This window comes from Candidatus Pantoea communis (assembly GCF_011752685.1).
Classification (GTDB): Bacteria; Pseudomonadota; Gammaproteobacteria; order Enterobacterales; family Enterobacteriaceae; genus Pantoea; species Pantoea communis.
Genome location: NZ_VWXC01000001.1, coordinates 407536 through 428510 on the forward strand (window position 1 = coordinate 407536; position 20975 = coordinate 428510).

Below are 20975 nucleotides of genomic sequence, written 5' to 3' on the forward strand. Positions count from 1 at the left end.
TTATTGCCCTGCTCTTGGCATGGATCTGGCCACCTAAAGAGTAAATGTTGCCATATAGCCACATCTCACCCGATTAACCCTATTTGTTGTCATATACCAACATCCGGAGAGCCAATGGAAAGCGTTATTCAACTGACGCCCAATAAATGGGTGTCTGAGTCTGTTCTCACCACAGTAACCGGCATGACCAAGCACATGATTCAGCACGCGCGCCGCGCTACCTGGATGGAAGGTCGCGAGTATAAGCATGTATCGCCTGACCTCGCGCCGAAAGAAAACAGCACCATCATGTACTGCCTGCCGGAAATAAATCACTGGATAGAGAGGCAGCGCCCGGCGATCCGCAGGAAGATTTCTGCTTAAATGTCGGCTCCATTAACAACCGGGGAAAGAGAATGGCTAGCTATCCAACCGGCGTAGAGAACCACGGAGGGTCTTTGCGCATCTGGTTCATATACCAGGGTAAGCGAGTAAGGGAAAGTCTTGGTGTGCCGGATACACCAAAGAACAGGAAGATGGCCGGGGAGTTGCGCACATCAGTGTGCTATGCGATCAAGACGGGAAACTTTGATTACAGTAAGCAGTTCCCTGATTCGGCCAATATCGAAAGGTTTGGGGGCAAAAGGCAACCTGTGACGTTGTCACTGTTAGCTCAAAAGTGGATGTCGTTGAAGGAGCTTGAGCTTACGAAAACGGCGCGCGTCCATTACCACTCCTACATCAGGTCGGTGTTTGAGGTGCTTGATGGACAACGGTACGCGAACAGCATTACGCAGGAAGATATGCTTCAGGCGAGAAAGGCGCTATTGAATGGGTATCAACGACCGAGGGGAAGAGACCACCGGCCACTGGAGGGAAGGAAGGCAACAACAGTGAATGGATACATCGCCTGCATGAAGGGTATGTTCTCGTTTGCAGTGCGTAATGGTTACATGGATCAAAACCCGCTTGATGGGGTATCGCCACTCAAGAAAGAAAGGCCAAATCCTGATCCGCTCACACGGGAAGAGTATGAGCGTGTATTAGACATGTGCCCTTCTGACCAGATGCAGAACATGATCATCTTTGCCGTGAATACCGGCATGCGACACGGTGAGATTTATGCCTTAGCCTGGGAGGATATCGACACTGTTAACTGGACGGCCAAGATAGTGCGCGGCGAGGCCCTTGCCAATCACTTTACACCACCTAAGACAGAATCGGGGATCAGGACGGTCCAATTGTCAGTTCCGGCTATTGAAGCTCTCAAACGCCAGATGATACTGACCAGGATGGGTAAGCAGCACGAAATCAAGGTTCATCTGAGGCAGAACGGTGAAAAGCGTATCGACCTCTGCACTTTCATATTTGCGCCGCACCTGACCGCGATGAATGGCAGGTCAGAGGATTATTACACTAACGGTTCTCTTGGCGCAGCATGGCGAACCATTCTGCGCCGGGCAGGAGTCCGACACCGAAAAGCCTACGAAACGCGCCACACGTTTGCATGCTGGGCATTGAGTGCCGGAGTCAACCCGAACTTTGTAGCTAACCAGATGGGCCATTCATCCGCACAGATGCTTTATACCGTTTATGGAAAATGGATGACAGAAAACAACCTTGATCAGATGGCGGTTTTAAACGCTGAATTTTCAAGAAATGCCCCACAGATGCCCCACAGTAAAACCGCCTGAATGTAACTATCTGTTTTTAAACTCACTTCCTCCCTCAGTCGTTATTCATCTGGATGGCGAAGCTGGGTTCATTTGCCTTCAGTTATCTGCCGGTGATGTTCGCGATTGCGATTCCACTGGGCATGGCGCGGGAGAACAAAGGCGTCGCTGCCTTTGCCGGTTTTGTCGGCTACGCAGTGCTAAACCTGAGCGTGAACTTCTGGCTCAATATCAATGGCATTCTGCCAACCACCGACGCAGCGGTGCTGAAAGCCAACAACGTACAAAACATCCTTGGCATTCAGTCGATCGACACCGGTATTCTCGGCGCGGTGATTGTTGGTGTGGTAGTGTTCTGGCTGCATGAACGCTTCCACAATATCCGTCTGCCGGATGCGCTGGCCTTCTTCGGCGGTACGCGCTTTGTGCCGATTGTCACCACCGTGGTGATGGGCTTACTCGGCTTAGTGGTGCCTCTGATTTGGCCATTCTTTGCGCGCGCCATCACCGGCCTCGGCTGGATGATCAACAGTGCCGGTGAATTTGGCCCGATGATCTTCGGCACCGGCGAACGTCTGCTGCTGCCGTTTGGTCTGCAACATATTCTGGTGGCAATTATTCGCTTCACCGATGCGGGCGGTACGCTCGACGTCTGCGGCAAAAGCGTCAGCGGTGCCCTCACCATCTTCCAGGCGCAGCTGGCTTGCCCGGATACCCACGGCTTTGCGGAAAGCGCCACGCGTTTCCTGTCGCAAGGCAAAATGCCGGCCTTCCTCGGTGGTTTGCCGGGTGCCGCACTGGCGATTTATCACTGCGCACGTCCTGAAAATCGTCACAAAATTAAAGGGCTGCTGATTTCGGGTGTGGTGGCTTGCGTGGTCGGCGGGACTACCGAACCGATCGAATTCCTGTTCCTGTTCGTGGCTCCGGTGCTGTATTTGATCCACGCCCTGTTGACGGGTCTGGGCTTCACCGTGATGGCGATACTCGGCGTGACCATCGGTAACACCGACGGCAACGTTATCGACTTCTTCGTGTTCGGCGTGCTGCACGGCCTCTCCACCAAATGGTATTGGGTGCCGGTGATTGCGGCGGTGTGGTTCGTGGGTTACTACGCCATCTTCCGTTTTGCTATTACCCGCTTCAATATCAAAACACCGGGTCGCGAAGCAGAAACCAGCAGCGTGGAACAGCAGGTCAGCCGCGCGGGCGTGGGGAAATCAGGCTACAACACCCCGGCGATTCTGGCGGCTCTGGGCGGTGTGGAAAATATCACCTCGCTGGATAACTGCCTGACGCGCCTGCGTCTTACCATTGCGGACATGAGCAAAGTGAACGATGCCGCACTGAAAGCCAATGGTGCAATTGGTGTGGTGCATCTCAACCAAACCAGCCTGCAAGTGGTGATCGGTCCGCAGGTGCAGTCGGTGAAAGATGAAATGGCACACCTGATGAGCGCGACGGTGTCATGACGCAGAGGTTTGATTTCGACCAGGCCGTGGATCGCCACGGCAGCTGGTGTACGCAGTGGGATTTCGTGGCGGACCGCTTTGGTGTGGAGGGCTTATTGCCCTTCACCATCTCCGATATGGATTTCGCGACGGCACCCTGCATCATTGAGGCCCTGCAACAGCGGTTAAACCATGGCGTATTGGGCTACAGCCGCTGGCAGCATCAGGACTTTACCTCGGCGATTCAACACTGGATGAAGAATCGTTTTGCCACAGAGGTTAAGTCGCAATCGCTGGTTTACGGCCCGTCGGTGATCTACATGGTGGCGCATATGCTGCGCCACTGGACAAAACCCGGCGATGAAGTGCTGATTCATACGCCTGCCTACGATGCATTTTATCACACCATCAACGGTAATCAGCGCCGCGTGCTGGAACTGCCGCTCCAGCGCCAGGGTAATGACTGGCAGTGTGATATGACGCAGCTGGAACCGCTGCTGGCACGACCCGATTGCAAAGTGATGCTGCTGTGTAGCCCGCACAATCCTACCGGCAAAGTGTGGCGGCGTGAGGAGTTGCAGCAAATGGCCGCGCTCTGTGCGCGTCATGATGTGAAAGTGATCAGCGATGAGATCCATATGGATATGGTGTTGGGCGACGCACACCACACCCCGTGGAGCCAGGTGGCGCAATCTCCCTGGGCGTTATTCACGTCGGCATCAAAGAGTTTCAACATTCCGGCGTTGACCGGCGCGTGGGGCATTATTCCGCATGATGCCGATCGCCAGGCGTGGTTCCACGCGCTGAAGCAACAGGACGGCCTATCGTCACCGGCGGTGATGGCCGTCGCGGCGACCATTGCCGCGTATCGTGAAGGTTCAGCCTGGCTGGATGCACTGCGCGATTATTTGCAGGCGAATATGCAGCACATCGCGCAACGGCTGAATGCCGCGTTTCCCGCTCTAAACTGCCAGCCCCCTGCCGCCACCTATCTGGCATGGATTGATCTTACTCCGCTGGGTATTGATGAGCAGGCACTGCAACAGCAGCTGATTCATCAGTACAAGGTGGCGATCATGCCGGGTTCGACTTACGGTGATGCCAGCCGCGGTTATCTGCGCCTCAACGCGGGTTGCCCACGCAGCAAGCTGGATGACGGGCTGGATCGCCTGATTGCGGCTTTAAAATCGTATTAAATGCGCTCGGATGCTGATTAATTCAGCATCCATTTCACGACTTGCGCAAATCACTGGCGCTGTTGCGCAAGATGTTTTTATAATGCTCTGCACTTTATGAAACTTTAGCGAGTGCGACATGATTGACCTGAAACTCCCCCTGACCGACATCCACCGCCACCTTGATGGCAACATCCGCGCACAAACCATTCTTGATTTAGGTCGCCAGTTTAATCTCGCACTGCCAGCCAATTCGCTCGACGATCTGCGTCCGCATGTGCAAGTGACGGCCAATGAACCTGACCTGGTGAGTTTCCTGCAGAAGCTGGATTGGGGCGTAAAAGTGTTGGGCGATTTGGATGCCTGCCGCCGCATTGCGTTGGAAAACGTGGAAGATGCCGCACGCGCCGGTATTCACTATGCAGAACTGCGTTTCTCACCGGGATACATGGCGATGACGCATAACCTGCCGATTGCCGGTGTGGTGGAAGCCGTAATTGATGGCGTGCGTGCTGGCGTAAAACAGTACGGCGTGGATGTGAACCTGATCGGCATTATGAGCCGAACCTTTGGTGATGAGGCCTGCCTGCGCGAACTGGAAGGTTTGCTGGCACACCGCGATGGCATTACTGCTGTGGATCTGGCTGGTGATGAGCTCGGCTTCCCGGGCAGTGAGTTCCTCAGTCACTTCAATCGCGCGCGTGATGCTGGTTTCCGTATTACCGTGCACGCCGGTGAAGCTGCTGGCCCGGAAAGCATCTGGCAGGCGATTCGCGAACTCGGCGCGGAGCGTATTGGCCATGGTGTGAAAGCGATTGAAGACCGCGCGCTGATGGATTTCCTGGCTGAGCAGCGCATTGGTATCGAATCCTGCATGACCTCGAACATTCAGACCAGCACGGTAGCTTCACTGGCCACTCATCCGCTCAAAGCCTTCCTGCAACACGGCATTCTCGCCACCATCAACACCGATGATCCGGCAGTTCAGGGTATTGAGCTGGCGCATGAGTATGAGCACGCTGCGCCGCAGGCAGGACTCACCGCCGAAGAGATGCGCCAGGCGCAGGAAAATGGTGTGACGATTGCCTTCCTCAGTGATGCAGAGAAAGCGGCACTGCGTCAGCGCGTGGCGGGATAACGCGCCTTAAAGTAAAAAAGGTGCGCAGCGATGCGCACCTTTTTAATCAAGCCGCACCAGGGTGAACTGAGCTTTTGATGGGATCGGTTCCCGCAGGGTGCGCTTTCATTTAGTCACCTCAGCGACATCGTCTGGCGCTTCTCAGCGGACTGTAACCCGAGTTCAATCAGCTCCATCACCTGAATCGCCTCTCCAGCCTGTACCGGGTTCTCACCGGTGCCCGCAATCGCATCACGGATTGCCGCATAGTAAGCCGGATAGTTACCCGGCAGCGTCAGCAGCTCTTTCTCCACCATCACATCGCCTTCTGCCAGCGTCAGGGTACCGTTGCGCATGTCGTAGCCCCAGTCTTCCTGCGGTGGACGTTCACCCGCTTTCAGACGATCTTCCTGCGGATCCAGGCCGTATTTGACGTAACTGCCCCGCGTGCCGTGCACCACGAAGCGCGCCGATTCTGCCGCCACCAGCATGCTGGCGTGCAACACTACACGACGGGTAGGATAGGTCAGCACTGCGTGGAAATAATCGGTGGTTTGCGCACCCGGACGCAGTTCAGCCATATCCACATTGATCGCCACCGGCGGACCAAATAATTGCAGCGCCTGGTCTAACACATGCGGTCCAAGATCAAACCAGATACCGCTGCCCGGGCCTTTCATCTCACGCCAGCGCTGACGAACTTCAGGGCGGAAGCGATCAAAATGCGATTCGAGATGACGCACATCACCTAAGGCGCCATCAGCCAGCAAAGTTTTCAGCGTCAGGAAGTCACTGTCCCAACGACGATTGTGGAAAACGGAGAGCAGCAGCCCTTTGGCCTTAGCCAGTGCATCCAGCTCACGCGCTTGTGACAGTGTCACGGTAAACGGTTTATCCACCACCACATGTTTACCGGCATTAAGCGCCGCTTTGGCTAACGGGAAGTGAGTATCATTTGGCGTCGGTATCACAATCAGTTGCAGTGTCGGGTCATCCAGCAGGGCTTGTGGATCAGAGACCACCTGCACCGAGGGCCAATCTGCATGCACCTTGCTGGCATCGCTGCTGGAGACGGCTGCCAATTCAACGCCTGGCGTACCGACGATCAAAGGAGCATGAAAGGTTTTGCTGGCAAAACCGTAGCCAATCAGGCCGACACGTAATTTATCGCTCATTCTCATTCCTCTTGTTCGTTACCAGACTGATTTAAGACGAATCAGCCGGTAACAACAAGGCGGAATCACCTGAAAACTCAGGAGATCGCACTCCGTGCCGGTTGCCAGCTTTCCTGCGCCACCAGGGCATCGTGCGCATCCTGACTGCGACGGCGGAAATCACTGGGGCTGACGCCGACCCGTTTGCGGAACACGCGAGAGAAATAGAGCTGATCGTCATAACCCACTTCGCGCCCGACCGAGGCAATGGGCTCCTGCGTGGTTTGCAGCAACAGTTTAGCGCGGATCACCCGCTGATCTTCGCGCCAGCGCAGCAAATTGATCCCCATCTGTTCGCGAAACAGATGCGCCAGTCGTGACGGGGAAAGACACACATGGCGCGCCACTTCCTCGATTTTCACCTCGCTTGCCAGATGGTTGGTAACGTATTGGCAGGCCTCAATCACGCGCGGATCGCGAATTTGCTGATGACTGCGCGGATCCTCCTCCACCGCACGCAGCAGCAGGCGCTCCAACAGATTCATCGCCAGTTCCTCGGCAAAGCGACGGCCTGAATTGTGGGTTTGCTCAATGCTGGCAAACAGACGATCAAACTCGGCACGTTGCGCTTCCGGCAAGCGTAACCGCCCCACGCCCTGGCTCTCATCCTGCCACTGCAACCAGTCCGTCCAGTAAGCCCGTGGACGGAAATAGACCCAGCGATGGAACCAGCATGGGCTGTCTGGTGAACGGCCATAGTAGTGCGGGGTTTTAGGCTGGAACAGCAGCAAGTCACCGGGTTCGCAGTCAAACGCCGATTCGCCATCAAAAATGCGGCCCTGACCTTTGATCGTCAGATTAAGGATGTAACCCTTCATGCCGAGCGGTCGGTCGATAAAGAAGTCCAGCTGATCGTTGGCATTGATCGGCGTTAAGCCCGCCACCAGCCAGGCATTAAACGGATAGCCGGGTAGCAGTGGGTTCTGCTGCTCACTAGGGGGTTCACGATGGTACATAGTGCCCTCACGGTAACCTGTAAATGCGCAGTGCCGCGCGCCAGAAGGACGACCATTTGGCCGCCCTGCCTTATCTTTTACGGCTGGAATCAGGCCGCTTTGTTTTTCTGTTTGTAGCGGTCAAAAATCACCGCCGCTAACAGTATCAAACCGCGCACCACATACTGTGAGAACGGCGAGATATTCAATAAATTCATCGCATTCTCAACCGTACCCAGAATCAGCACGCCCGCCACCACATACGAAATCTTACCGATGCCGCCTTTCAACGAAACGCCGCCCAGCACACAGGCTGAAATCACGATCAATTCATAACCGAGTGAAGTCATCGGCTGACCACTGGTCATGCGTGAGGCCAGAATAATGCCCGCCGCCGCCGAAACCAGTCCCGAAAGAATGAAGATGATGATACGGGTACGCACCACTGGCACCCCGGCCAGACGAGCCGCTTCTTCATTACCGCCAATCGCCAGCGTGTTGCGGCCAAAGGTGGTTTTATTCAGCACGAAACCAAACACAATCATAGTGGCGATGGTGAGCCAGATCGGCGCTGGCAAGCCGAGCCAGTTGGCATAACCGAGGGTGAAGAAGCGTTCATCCTCGATGCCGACCGCTTTACCGTCAGAGAAGATATAGGCCAGACCACGCACAATCTGCATCGTCGCCAGCGTGGTGATCAGCGCATTGATCTTCAGCCGGGCAATCACGAAGCCATTGATAAATCCGGTGGCCATGCCGAGCACTAAACCGGCTGCGACGCCCAGCCAGAGGCTCTCCGTCATGTTGATCACCACGGCGGTGACCACACCGGCACAGGCGATGACCGACGCGACGGAAAGGTCAAAATCGCCTGACGCGAGGCAGAACAACATGCCGCAGGCCACCATGCCGGACATCGACATGGCAAGTCCCAGCCCTTTCATATTGATGAACGTGCCAAAGTTGGGTACGAAGATGGCGCAAACGATAAACAGCAGCGCGAAGACCACCAGCATGCCGAAGTTATCCCAGATACGCCCCAGTTGCAGGCCGTTACGCTGCACCGGTGGCGTGTTGGAAGTGGTAGATGAAGCCATTGTTGCTCTCCTTTACATCAGGCCACGGCGGCCGCTTGAGGGGTTTTCGGCATCGCCAGGCTCAGCGTCAGCTGCTCCGTGGCCGCGTCGTGTGGCAGTTCTCCGGCAATCTCTCCTTCACGCATCACCACGATGCGGTCAGCCAGGCCCATCACTTCGGGCAAATCGCTGGAGGCAAACAGCACCGCGATCCCTTTATTTGCCAGTTGGTATATCAGGTTGTAAATCTCATGCTTGGCACCGACATCAATGCCGCGTGTTGGCTCATCCAGCAGAATCACGTTCATCTCTTCGGACAACCAGCGACCCAGAATGGCCTTCTGCTGATTGCCCCCTGACAGGTTCATGATCAGCTGCTGCGGACCTGGCGTTTTGATATTCAGTGAGCGGATGTGAAGATCGGCGTTTTTCGCCTCCCAGCCGGGTTTAATCAGACACCCCGCCGTGAGATTGTGGCGGCGTGCACTGATATTGATGTTGTCGCGCACCGAGTGCACCGGAATAATCCCTTCGGATTTACGATCCTCGGGACACAGCATGATCCCCGCGCGGATCGCATCGATCGGCTGACGGATGTTGAGCTTTTTGCCATCCAGCGACACGCTGCCACCGCGCAGTTTGGTGGCCCCAAACAGCCCTTTCATTAATTCGCTGCGCCCCGCCCCCACCAGCCCAAACAGGCCGACGATTTCACCGGCTCGCACCGTGAGCGAAATCGGCATGCGCACGCCTTTGGCTTCGACCTGGTCAAGCTGCAAACGCACTTCACCCAAGGCGCGCGGCGCATAGCCGTAGATATCGCCAAGGTTACGACCGACCATCGCCTGCACCAGGTCGTCATGATGCGTATTCGGCATATCAGTGAAAGTGCGCACATAGCGACCATCTTTGAACACGGTGATGGCATCGCTCAGGGCAAAGATCTCCTCCATACGGTGCGACACATACAGCACCGTACGGCCCTGATCGCGCAGCTGACGAATGACGCGGAACAGATGCTCGATTTCACGCGCTGAAAGTGAACTGGTCGGCTCGTCAAAGGCGATGATGCGCGCATTACGCGCCAGCGCTTTGGCGATCTCCACCATTTGCCACTGGCCGAGCGACAGATATTTCAGCGGCATATCAGGATCGATATCCATGCCGAGATTTTTCAGCTGCAAATCCGCTTCGTAGCGCAGCAGTTTGCGATTCACCAACCCACGTTTGTGCGGCAACTGGCCGAGATAGATGTTCTCCGCCACGCTCATCTCCGGCACCAGATGCAGTTCCTGATAGATGATCGCCACGCCCGCATCCAGCGCATCCACGGTGTTGTTGAAACTTTTCACTTCGCCTTTGATGCGAATCTCACCTTCAGTCGGCTGATAACTGCCGCTGAGAATCTTTAGTAGCGTGGACTTTCCCGCGCCGTTTTCGCCCATCAGCGCATGCACTTCCCCGGCGCGGCACTGGAATGAGATATCCTGCAGCGCCTTCACGCCCGGAAAGGTTTTACTGATGCCATGAAAGGACAGAAAAGCTTGATCAGTTTCCATGGAAACTCCTCTTCGCCTCCATCCTTCGCGCCGTTGCTGTGTTGTCTTCGCGCTTTGCCCCAGCCATCAATGAAACGGGCGCAAACGCGATGGCCAACCTGCTGCAACACCCGGGATGGAGGCTGCGTTTATCAATCAGGCGACTTACATCAGCCCTTTCTTCGCCAACTCAGTTTTGAAGTTGTCGCGGGTAATCAGCACCACATCGGTGACTTCGGTGAATTTCGCGGGCTCTTCGCCTTTGGTCACCCAGTTGTAGAGCATCTGGCTGCTCTTATAACCGTGCACATCCGGGCTTGGCAGCAGCGAACCGTAGAAGCCGGTTGGTGCACCTTTAGACAGCTCGCTCACCGCATCCACACCGTTAATGCCAATGCCAATCACGTCGGGCGCTTTAAAGCCCTGGCCTTCAGTCGCGCGCACGCCACCCAGCACGGTGTTGTCATTCATGCCGACAATCAGCCAGTGTTTTACTTCTGGATGCTGCACCAGCAGCGAGTTACCGGCATCAAATGCCCCCGGAATATCGTTGGATTTGGTCGGCACCTGATAGATTTGCGTCTCCGGGAATCCAGCCGCTTTCAGCGCTTCCATCGAACCGCCGGTGCGACGACGCGCAGTGTCCAGCTCATTGGCGGTAATCGCCATGACGCCGGTCTCTTTCGCATCCCAGCCGCGTTTCTGCATCTCTTTGTAGAGTTCCTGGCCCTGGCGCTCACCGATCTTGGTTGCGGCCATCATCACCAGCGGCACGGTGTCCATTGGCTTGCCTTTGGCGGTAACAAACTGGTCATCAACCGCAATCACTTTCAGGCCATAGCTACGCGCTTTCGCCACGATGGCTGAACCCAGCTTCGGGTCCGGGGTGCAAATCACGAAGCCTTTGGCCCCGCTTGCCGCCAGGCTATCAATGGCATTCAGGGTTTTCTCGCCGTCGGGTACGGCAATTTTGATCACGTCAAAGCCGAGATCTTTGCCAGCCTTATCAGCGAACTTCCATTCGGTCTGGAACCAGGGTTCCTCCGGTTGTTTGACGAGGAAACCGAGTTTCATCGTCTCGGCGATAGCGGATTGTGACATAACCGCGGCGAGACCTACCGCCGCCAGCGCTTTAGTGAATTTATGCATGATGCTCTCCGGCACAATGATGTTTTATCGCTGTTAATAACGAATCGGTGTAAACGCTACCAATTGGATTTCACGTTTGGGTACAGCGCAAAATCAGCGCGTTAGCTCAAAGGTTGTACAAAGGCTGTGCAAACGCTGGGCTAGTTGTAGCGGTAATGGCGAAGAAAAATGTAGAGCGGTATCACATCCCAAAACGATGACCAATTCCTCCATATATTCAGCGAAATTAACCAGTCATTAACTTTTGCTGCCGATCACAGAACGGTTCCGATGGCAGAAAAGTGCATATTCTCAGCCAGCGATGACTAACCGCTTATGCACCCGCATTCCAGGATAGAGCCAGATAACTCACACAGGAGAATCCTAATGGGTGCTGGCGCCATAACAATTGGGCTGGATTTTGGCAGTGACTCGGTGCGTGCCCTCGCCGTGGACTGCCACAGTGGTAAAGAGCTGGAAAAGGCGGTGGTGAACTATCCACGCTGGGCGAAGGGTGAATTCTGTGACGCGCACGCCAACCGTTTTCGCCAACATCCACAAGACTATATCGACGCGCTGGAGCAGGCGGTGGTCGCGGTGGTGCAAGCGCTAACTCCCGAACAACGCGCTGCCGTGGTGGGGATAGGCGTGGATTCAACGGGTTCAACCCCTGCACCGATTGACCGTGACGGCAACGTGTTAGCCTTGCGCCCGGAATTCTCCACCAACCCCAACGCTATGTTTGTGTTGTGGAAAGATCACACCGCGATCGAAGAAGCGGAAGAGATTAATCAGCTGTGCCGTAACGGTCATTTCACCGATTACACCCGTTATATCGGCGGCGTGTATTCTTCGGAGTGGTTCTGGGCCAAGATTCTGCACGTGTCACGCCAGGATGCAGCAGTGCGTGATGCGGCAGTGTCTTGGGTGGAACTCTGTGATTGGGTACCGGCACTGTTGAGCGGTCGCACCGCCCCAGCACAGCTGCAACGTGGACGCTGCGCCGCCGGGCATAAATCGCTGTGGCATCCTGAATGGCAGGGTTTACCGCCCGCAGATTTTTTCCGCGCACTCGATCCGATGTTGGTTGAGCAGCTGGATTCTCCATTGTTTACCAACACCTTCACTGCTGATGTACCGGTGGGCACGCTTTCCAGCGAATGGGCGCAGCGTTTGGGATTGTCTGAGCAGGTAATTTTGTCCGGTGGGGCCTTCGACTGTCATATGGGCGCGGTCGGTGCGGGCGCGCAGCCTTATACACTGGTGAAAGTGATTGGCACCTCAACCTGCGACATTTTAATTGCCGACAGCGAGAAAGTCGGCGATCGCGCCATTAAAGGCATTTGCGGCCAGGTGGATGGCAGCGTGGTACCGGGCGCCATCGGCTGCGAAGCGGGTCAATCGGCGTTTGGTGATATCTACGCCTGGTTTAGCCGCTTGCTGGGCTGGCCGCTGCAGCAGGCCGTGACGCGCCATCCTGAGTTGCAGCCGCAACTCGCCGAGATGCAGCAGGATTTAATCCGTTCCCTTACCGAAGCCTGGGCTGCCGATCCCCAGCTTGATCATCTGCCCGTGGTACTCGATTGGTTCAACGGGCGTCGCACACCGGATGCCAATCAGCGCCTGAAAGGCGTGATCACCGATTTGAATCTTGGCACCGACGCGCCTGCGTTGTTTGGTGGTCTGGTGGCCGCCACGGCGTTTGGTGCCCGCGCCATTATGGAGTGTTTCGAGCAACAGCAGATTCCGGTGGAGAGCATTCTGACGCTCGGCGGCATCGCGCGTAAGTCCCCTGCCATTATGCAAGCCTGTTGCGACGTGATGAACCGTCCGCTGGATATCGTGGCTTCTGATGAGTGCTGTGCGCTGGGCGCTGCCATTTTTGCCGCCGTCGCCGCGAACGTGTATGCCGATGTGCCTGCCGCACAGCAGGTGATGGCGAGTCCGATCGCCGTGACCTTGCAACCCAACAGTCTGCGCGTGGCGGGCTATCAACAACTTTATCAACGCTATCAAAACTGGTGCCAGGCCGCTGAACCTCAGTATGCCGCCCGCGCCACATCCGCTAAGTAAAGGAGCGAGAAATGGAACAGAACGTTTGGTTTGTGATTGGGACTCAGCATCTCTACGGAGCGGAAACCTTGCGCCAGGTCGAACATCACGCACGCCAGGTGATGGACGGATTGAATCAGGCGGGCACACTGCCGGTACCGCTGGTGTTGAAGCCACTGGTGAAATCACCGGATGAAGCGCTGGCGCTGTGCCGCGAAGCCAATCACGACAATAGTTGTGTCGGCATCATGACCTGGTTACACACATTCTCACCGGCCAAGATGTGGATTGGTGGGCTGAGTATCCTGAATAAGCCGCTGTTGCAATTCCATACCCAGTTCAACGCAGAAATTCCGTGGGACAGTATGGATATGGACTTTATGAACCTGAACCAGACCGCACACGGCGGCCGAGAGTTCGGCTTTATCGGCGCGCGCATGGGCTTACAGCACAGCGTAGTGACTGGCCACTGGCAGGATAAGACCAGCCAGCAACGCATCGGACGCTGGATCAATGCGGCACTAGCGAAGCAGGCCAGCCAGCAGCTGAAAGTGGCGCGCTTTGGCGACAATATGCGCGAAGTGGCGGTGACCGAAGGCGATAAGGTGGCGGCACAGATTCAGTTTGGTTATTCGGTCAACGGTTGGGGCGTCGGCGATCTCGTTGAGGTGGTGAACAGCGTCAGCGATGGCGATGTGCATGCGTTGATCGATGAATACGAGAGCCAGTATTTGTTCAGCGAGGCTGCCGCCGTGAATGGCGAGAAGCGTCAGAATGTGCTGGATGCGGCGCGCATTGAATTAGGTTTGAAGCGTTTCCTCGATGATGAGGGCTGCAAAGCCTTTACCACTAATTTCCAGACTCTACACGGCATGACGCAGTTACCAGGCTTGGCCGTTCAACGTTTGATGGGCCAGGGTTATGGTTTTGCCGGTGAAGGTGACTGGAAGACCGCTGCGCTGCTGCATATTTTGAAGGTGCAAGCCGGGAATCGTGCGGGCGGCACTTCATTTATGGAGGATTACACCTATCACTTTTCCCCGGGCAACGATTTGGTGCTGGGTTCACATATGCTGGAAGTGTGTCCATCGATTGCCAAAGAGGCGAAGCCGTTGATTGATGTGCAGTTCCTCGGCATTGGTGGCAAAGCCGATCCGGCGCGCATGATTTTCTCCACGCCAGCTGGTCGCGCGGTGAATGCCAGTGTGATTGATATGGGCGATCGTTTCCGTTTGCTGGTAAATGTGGTGGATGCGATTGAGCAGCCGAAACCGCTGCCGAAATTGCCGGTCGCGCGTGCCTTGTGGCGTGCCCAGCCCTCACTGGCTACCGCTTCCGAAGCCTGGATTTTGGCCGGCGGTGCGCACCATACGGTGTTTAGTCAGGCACTGGATTTGGATGATATGTATTTGTACGGCGAGCTGAACGGCATTGAGGTGCTGGTGATTGATGAGGATACGCGTTTGCCGGCGTTTAAAGATGCATTGCGCTGGAACGAGGCGTATTACCGGTTAGCGCGCTGATCGTGTTATGACCTGTTGAAGCCGCGTTGAGTCGCGGCTTTTTTGTGGCTAAAACCTGCGATCCAGGCAGCATAAGTAGGCGTAGTGGTTAAAAGTGTGCGTTCTAGTCAACGAAGGTGAGTGCTGTGACTAAAAACGTGCGCTCCAGTCAACAAAGGTGGGCGTTGTGACTAAAAACGTGCGGTCCAGTCGACAAAGGTGGGCGTTACGTAAAGTCGGCGTGAATACATCCCTGTAGCCTCGGACGCCGCATCCATGCGGCGTACGCTTTACTCCACTACCCACCTTTGTCTCCTTTATGCAAGTTCGTTGCGGTTTTTTTGGCGCTGAATTTGAATCGAACGCTCATGTTTACACTGACTACAGCAATAACAGCCCTGACCACCGTTGTCTCTATACGGAGGCTTGGTGCGATGTTTTATTGGTCCAGTACTGAACAGAACTTTCAAGTTTGCACGGACTACAGCAATGACAGTCCCAACTGCGCCATAAAGGCCAGCCCGAAGAGCAAAGCGTTCGCGCCAGGGATGGCGCGGTCGATCTGCATGGATGCGGGGTTCCTTTGCGATCGGGCTGGCCTTTAGGGGGCTTCGCACCCAACCATCAGCAACTCCACCTAACTTTTAAAGATGGCTGCTGTGGCTAAAAACGCGCGGTTCAGTCGACAAAGGTGGGCGTTACGTAAAGTCGGCGTGAATACATCCCTGTAGCCTCGGACGCCGCATCCCTGCGGCGTACGCTTTACTCCACTGCCCACCTTTGTCTCCTTTATGCAGGTTCGTTGCGGTTTTTTGGGAGTTGAATTTGAATCGAATTTTCAGGTTTGCACTGACTACAGCAATGACAGTCCTACCCACCTTTGTCTCTCTTATGCAGAATTATTGCGTTTTTTGGGAGCCGCATTTATATCGAGCATTCAGATTTGCACTGACTACAGCAATGACAGTCTCAATTGCCCCATAGAGGCCAGCCCGAAGAGCAAAGCGTTCGCGCCAGGGATGGCGCGGCCGATCTGCATGGATGCGGGGTTTCTTTGCGATCGGGCTGGCCTTTATGGGGCTATGCACAAAACTTTCAGCAACCCTACCTAACATTCAAAATATAAGCGCCAACCCCTGCAATCCCCCCCAACATCCACAATTCTGAGCAACAAGCCTCCAACATCCTCGAATCGGCGAGCCAAAACAAAAAAGGTGCGCAAATTTGCGCACCTCCTGAAAATGCCACTAACAACTACGAAGTTAAACGCTTAACCGGCGCATTCTTCTGGCGATCCCACATCACGGTCAGCAGACGCTGCAGTGCGATAAACGCGAACAACAGAATACCGATGGCGATCTTCGTCCACCACGAACTCAACGTGCCGTCGAAGTTAATCCATGTCTGAATCAGCCCCTGAATCAACACCCCAAACAACGTGCCGAGCACCGTGCCGACACCACCGGACAACAAGGTGCCGCCAATCACCACCGAGGCAATCGCGTCCAGTTCCACGCCCAAACCTGCCAGGGCGTAGCCTGCTGAGGTATAGATCGAGAACACAATCCCCGCCAGTGTAGCCAGGGTGGTGGAAAGCATATAAATCTTGATGGTGGTGGCGCGCGTCGAAACGCCCATCAACTGCGCTGATGTCAGATTGCCGCCAATCGCATACACCTGATTACCAAAACGCGTGCGATGCGCGAGGATGATCCCGCCAATCACCACCACCAGCATAATCACCGCCAGTAGGCTAAGACGCCCACCGCCGGGGATCTTCCACGCCAGGCTCGACAGTGTGGAATACAGCGGATGATCGATGGGAATCGAATTCTCCGACACCAGATAACTGCAACCGCGCAGGAAAAACATCCCCGCCAGGGTAATAATGAAGGCCGGGATCTTCAGCGCATCAATCAGCCAACCCATCATGGCGCCAAACAGTGCCCCCATCGCCAGCACAATCGCGAAGGCTAGAATCGGATCCACATGATAATCGCCAATAATCTTCGCCAAAAACACGCCGCTAAAGGCGATAACGGCCCCCACTGACAAATCGATACCGCCAGACAGAATCACAAACGTCATACCCACGGCGATAATGCCGAGAAATGCGTTATCGGTCAGGATATTACAGATCACGCGTGTCGAGGCAAAGCCAGGAAACTGACTCAGGCAGAACAGATAACCGGCGACAAACACCAGCAGCGTAATCATCAATGGCAGATGGCGCTTAATCATTTTGGTCGTCTCCCTTTCAGCATGGCGATAAAGCGCGGCGATTGCAGCAACAGCACACACATCACCACTACCGCTTTCACCACCTGATTCAGCTCCGGCGGGAAGCCAGACAGCAAAATACCGGTGTTCATCGACTGAATAATCAGCGCGCCAACCAGCGACAACACCAGATTAAAACGCCCGCCCATCAACGATGCACCACCAATCACCACAGCGAGAATGGCATCCAACTCCAGCCATAGTCCGGCATTGTTGGCATCGGCACCCCGAATGTCTGCGGCCACGATCAGGCCCGCGACAGCCGCACACACACCGCTGATGGCATAGGTGGACATCACTACTAACCAACCGTTAACACCGGCATTGCGGGCAGCACGCAGGTTAATCCCCACCGCTTCGATAAACAGGCCCAGCGCGGTTTTGCGCGTCAGCAGCCACACTAACAGTGCCACCAGTAGCGTTATCCACACCGGAACCGGCAGCATCCACAGCGAGCCGCTGCCAAACCAGCCGAGGCTGTCGCTGTTAAAGGTCACAATCTGGCCCTGAGTAATCAGCTGTGCAATACCGCGTCCGGCCACCATCAAAATCAACGTGGCAACAAACGGCTGAATCTTCAGCAGCGCCACCAGCACGCCATTCCATAAGCCGCAGGCCAGGCCGGTGCCAAGGGTGGCGAGAATAATAAAACTCAGGCTGTGTCCCGCAACGGTCAGGGTGGCCGCCGTCGCGCCCGCAATCGCCATCACCGCGCCGACTGACAAATCAATCCCGCCGGTGGCAATCACCAGCGTCATACCGACCGCCAGTAAGGCGACGGGTGCAGCACGGTTGAGGATATCAATCGGGCTGCCGAACAGGCGGCCGTCCTGAATATGCACGGCAAAAAAATTGTTGGCGACCAGGCTATCCACCAACAGCACCAGAATCAGCGCGATGATTTGCGGCATGCCTGGCGGTAACTTCGGCTTACGCCGTTCAGGTTTTGGATGTGTCATAGGGGATTCAAGCATGTTGTGCTCCTCCATCGGCGATGGCATTGACGATCGACGCCACCGACAGCTGCTCCAGCGGGATTTCAGCCACCTGCTTCAAATCACGCATGATCAACACGCGGTCGGCATAGCCCACCAGCTCTTCGAGTTCAGAGGAGATAACCAGTAACGCCAGTCCATCGGCGCACAGGGTTTCAATCAAACGAATGATCTCGGCATGTGCACCGACGTCAATGCCGCGCGTCGGTTCGTCGAGAATTAAGAATTGCGGCTTCGTCACCAGCCAGCGTGACAGCAGCACCTTCTGCTGATTACCGCCGGAGAGTAATTCCACCGGCTGATCGGCATGTGGCGTGCGAATCCCCAGGCTTTTGATAAAGCGATCGGCGATGGCCTGCTGCTCACGCCGTTTAATCGGTCGCAGCCAGCCGCGTTGGGCCTGTAGCGCCAGAATAATATTCTCGCGCACCGATGCAGCGCCGATAATACCGTCGGTTTTACGATCTTCCGGGCAGAACCCCATGCCCAGATGGGAAGCTTTAGCCGGTGTCCGGATGTGCTGCACTTTGCCTTTGATGGTGGCAGTACCCCGATCCGCTCGACGGATACCAAACAGCACTTCGGCGGTTTCCGTGCGCCCCGATCCCAGTAATCCGGCTAAGCCCACCACTTCTCCCGGACGCACCTCCAGGTCGAAAGGTTCAATGGTGCCCTTCTTGCCGTAATCTTTAAATGACACCACCGGTTGATTGCTCTTCAGCGTGCTGCCCTGACGCTGCAGGGCAGTTTCCAGTAACTCGCGCCCCAGCATCAGTTTGATCAATTCGATTTGCGGCAGCGATGCCGTATCACGCGTGGCTATAAACTGGCCATTGCGCAAAACGGTAATACGATCGGTGATGCGATATACCTGATCGAGAAAATGAGTGACAAAAATCAGGCTCATCCCTTTGGCTTTCAGTTGCGCCATCAGGGTGAATAGCATTTCGACTTCGCTGGCATCGAGGCTGGCGGTGGGTTCGTCGAGGATTAACACCTGAGCCGAGAGATCCACGGCGCGGCAAATCGCAATGATCTGCTGCATCGCCACCGAGTAATGGCCCAGAGGACGCGTCACGTCGAGGGCAAAACCGTAGTTGCGCATCAGCGCATCGGCATCGCGCACCATACGCTTGCGGTCAATCATGCCAAAGCGGCGCGGCTCGCGGCCGATGTAGAGATTGTCTGCCACCGACATATTCGGCAGGAGATTCACCTCCTGATAAACCGTGCCGATGCCCATTTGCTGTGCATCGGCGGTATTGTGCGGTGAAATGGCAGTGCCATTCAGGGTGATGGTGCCTGCATCACGGGTGTACACGCCGGTCAGCACTTTAATCAGCGTGGATTTCCCGGCGCCGTTTTCGCCCAGCAGCGCCATGATCTCGCCTTTGCGAATGCTGAATGACACATTATCCAGCGCTTTCACGCCGGGGAAACCTTTGCTGATACCGTTGAGAGTCAGGAGTGCGGATGCATCTGCGGTGCTCATCAGGTTCTACCTCGCCTTACGTCATGAAAAACCGCCCCGAAGGGCGGTTGCGGGGATCAGTAACCCATGCCTTTTTTGGTGTCGAGCTGTGCCTGCGCTGAGTCTGGCAGATACAGTTTCGATTCGGTTTTGATGATTTTTGGTGGCATCGTGCCGTCTTTTTTGAATTTCTCCAGCGCATCGAATGCCGGACCCGCCATGTTTGGCGTCAGCTCGACGTTGGCATTGGCCTCACCCGCCAGCATCGCTTTATAGATATCCGGTACGCCGTCGATAGAACCGGTCAAAATATCTTTGCCTGGCTTCAGACCCGCTTCTTTAATGGCCTGAATGGCGCCGATCGCCATATCATCGTTGTGCGCATACACCATGCAGATGTTCTTGCCGTTGTTTTCCGCTTTGATAAAGCTCTCCATCACCTCTTTACCTTTACTACGGGTAAAGTCGCCGGACTGCGAGCGGATCACTTTGATGTTGTTGTGGCCCGCGATGGCTTCGGCGAAGCCTTTTTTGCGGTCGATGGCTACGCTGGCACCCACGGTGCCTTGTAACTCAACCACATTACACTTCTTATCGCCGACCGTTTTCACCAGCCAGTCACCAATCAACTTGCCTTCCAGCACGTTGTCTGCGGTCACCACCGCCATATACAGCGACTTATCTTTCACCACGATGGCGCGGTCTAACAGGAACACCGGGATTTTGGCGTCTTTGGCTTCTTCCAGCACCGGTTCCCAACCGGTTTGTACTACCGGGGCGATGAAGATGGCGTCAACGCCCTGCGCGATAAACGAGCGCACCGCTTTGATTTGGTTTTCCTGCTTCTGCTGACCATCGGCGATTTTCAACGTGATACCGCGCTTTTGCGCTTCGCTTTTCGCCACGTTGGTTTCTGCTGAACGCCAGCCAGACTCCGAGCCAACCTGTGAGAAGCCCACCGTCATATCAGCGGCAAGTACAGACGTACTGAGTGCTGAACTGACCATGGCGGTTAAGAGTAAACGTTTCCACATAATTTCATTCCTCTGAAGGGAGTGTGCTGTAGGGGTACAAAACGCAGATTAAGCCTGGCGCAAAAGCGAGAAAACAAGCGCGACATGCCTCACAAAATAGAATGAATTAAAGGAGTTACGAAATTATGCATGTAAGAAGTCATACCAGCCATATGGACAATTTGCCTGATATTTATTTCAGTGTCGGTTAAATAAATGTAATAAACAGAATCGGTTAGGATGGTGGCTACTGGAAGCGATTACAGACGCTGCGTAAAGAATGGTTATCGACTGCGGGCACAAGCAATGATCAGTTTTGTGATTATTCGCACACTACATGATTTACAGTTTCAAAGCGTGTAGATGCCATTGCTTA

Annotated in this window: 15 protein-coding genes and 1 pseudogene; 7 read left to right on the top strand and 9 right to left on the bottom strand. The window is 55.2% G+C overall.

Annotated features, from left to right (window positions below; all coding sequences use genetic code 11):
- Positions 1-114 precede the first annotated feature (114 nt).
- The 5 genes and pseudogenes from F3J37_RS02180 to add all read left to right on the top strand — a co-directional run bounded on the left by F3J37_RS02180 (position 115) and on the right by add (position 5416).
- Positions 115-363, top strand: a complete 249-nt coding sequence (locus F3J37_RS02180; protein WP_166931534.1) for an excisionase family protein — start codon at positions 115-117, stop codon at positions 361-363.
- Between the two features lie 32 nt (positions 364-395).
- Positions 396-1673: a site-specific integrase gene (locus tag F3J37_RS02185; RefSeq protein WP_166931537.1), complete on the top strand. Its 1278-nt coding sequence runs from the start codon at positions 396-398 to the stop codon at positions 1671-1673.
- A gap of 29 nt (positions 1674-1702) precedes the next feature.
- Positions 1703-3124: pseudogene (gene malX, locus F3J37_RS02190) on the top strand (maltose/glucose-specific PTS transporter subunit IIBC); the annotation flags it as partial.
- Positions 3121-4299 carry a MalY/PatB family protein gene (locus F3J37_RS02195; RefSeq protein WP_166931540.1) on the top strand — a complete coding sequence of 393 codons (1179 nt, stop codon included), beginning with the start codon at positions 3121-3123 and terminating at the stop codon, positions 4297-4299. The pseudogene malX and the gene F3J37_RS02195, both read left to right, overlap by 4 nt.
- Before the next feature lie 118 nt (positions 4300-4417).
- Positions 4418-5416, top strand: coding sequence for an adenosine deaminase (gene add / locus F3J37_RS02200; protein ID WP_034827380.1), 999 nt, complete (start codon positions 4418-4420; stop codon positions 5414-5416).
- A 113-nt stretch (positions 5417-5529) separates the two neighbouring features.
- On the opposite strand, the gene F3J37_RS02205 is transcribed toward add, so the two are convergent.
- The 5 genes from F3J37_RS02205 to F3J37_RS02225 all read right to left on the bottom strand — a co-directional run bounded on the left by F3J37_RS02205 (position 5530) and on the right by F3J37_RS02225 (position 11307).
- Positions 5530-6570 carry an oxidoreductase gene (locus tag F3J37_RS02205; protein WP_166931543.1) on the bottom strand — a complete coding sequence of 347 codons (1041 nt, stop codon included), beginning with the start codon at positions 6568-6570 and terminating at the stop codon, positions 5530-5532.
- Positions 6571-6647: 77 nt separating this feature from the next.
- Positions 6648-7565, bottom strand: a complete 918-nt coding sequence (gene araC, locus F3J37_RS02210) for an arabinose operon transcriptional regulator AraC (RefSeq protein ID WP_034827384.1) — start codon at positions 7563-7565, stop codon at positions 6648-6650.
- Positions 7566-7654: 89 nt separating this feature from the next.
- Positions 7655-8641, bottom strand: coding sequence for an L-arabinose ABC transporter permease AraH (gene araH, locus F3J37_RS02215; RefSeq protein ID WP_034827386.1), 987 nt, complete (start codon positions 8639-8641; stop codon positions 7655-7657).
- 17 nt (positions 8642-8658) lie between these two features.
- Complete coding sequence (gene araG / locus F3J37_RS02220) at positions 8659-10179, bottom strand: L-arabinose ABC transporter ATP-binding protein AraG (RefSeq protein WP_166931546.1); 1521 nt, start codon at positions 10177-10179, stop codon at positions 8659-8661.
- Between the two features lie 144 nt (positions 10180-10323).
- A complete protein-coding gene (locus F3J37_RS02225) occupies positions 10324-11307 on the bottom strand; it encodes an arabinose ABC transporter substrate-binding protein (RefSeq protein WP_166931549.1) in 984 nt (327 codons plus the stop codon).
- A gap of 366 nt (positions 11308-11673) precedes the next feature.
- Here F3J37_RS02225 and F3J37_RS02230 point away from each other — a divergent pair, with 366 nt between their 5' ends.
- Together F3J37_RS02230 and araA are read left to right on the top strand one after the other, a co-directional pair.
- Entirely contained in the window at positions 11674-13359 is a 1686-nt protein-coding gene (locus tag F3J37_RS02230; RefSeq protein ID WP_166931551.1) for a ribulokinase, read from the top strand.
- 11 nt (positions 13360-13370) lie between these two features.
- Positions 13371-14861, top strand: a complete 1491-nt coding sequence (araA, locus tag F3J37_RS02235) for an L-arabinose isomerase (protein ID WP_160867211.1) — start codon at positions 13371-13373, stop codon at positions 14859-14861.
- Between the two features lie 1233 nt (positions 14862-16094).
- Here the strand turns inward: araA and yjfF are convergent.
- The 4 genes from yjfF to ytfQ are packed head-to-tail and all read right to left on the bottom strand — an operon-like array spanning position 16095 to position 20620.
- Positions 16095-17081 carry a galactofuranose ABC transporter, permease protein YjfF gene (gene yjfF, locus F3J37_RS02240; RefSeq protein ID WP_038647220.1) on the bottom strand — a complete coding sequence of 329 codons (987 nt, stop codon included), beginning with the start codon at positions 17079-17081 and terminating at the stop codon, positions 16095-16097.
- Complete coding sequence (gene ytfT / locus F3J37_RS02245; protein ID WP_166931553.1) at positions 17078-18094, bottom strand: galactofuranose ABC transporter, ATP-binding protein YtfT; 1017 nt, start codon at positions 18092-18094, stop codon at positions 17078-17080. The genes yjfF and ytfT overlap by 4 nt, the downstream gene beginning before the upstream one ends.
- Positions 18087-19607, bottom strand: coding sequence for a galactofuranose ABC transporter, ATP-binding protein YtfR (gene ytfR, locus F3J37_RS02250; protein WP_034827399.1), 1521 nt, complete (start codon positions 19605-19607; stop codon positions 18087-18089). Before ytfR ends, ytfT begins: the two co-directional genes overlap by 8 nt.
- 56 nt (positions 19608-19663) lie before the next feature.
- The gene (gene ytfQ, locus F3J37_RS02255) at positions 19664-20620 is read right to left on the bottom strand and encodes a galactofuranose ABC transporter, galactofuranose-binding protein YtfQ (protein WP_097119804.1); all 957 of its coding nucleotides are present in this window, start codon (positions 20618-20620) and stop codon (positions 19664-19666) included.
- Between the last annotated feature and the right edge of the window lie 355 nt (positions 20621-20975).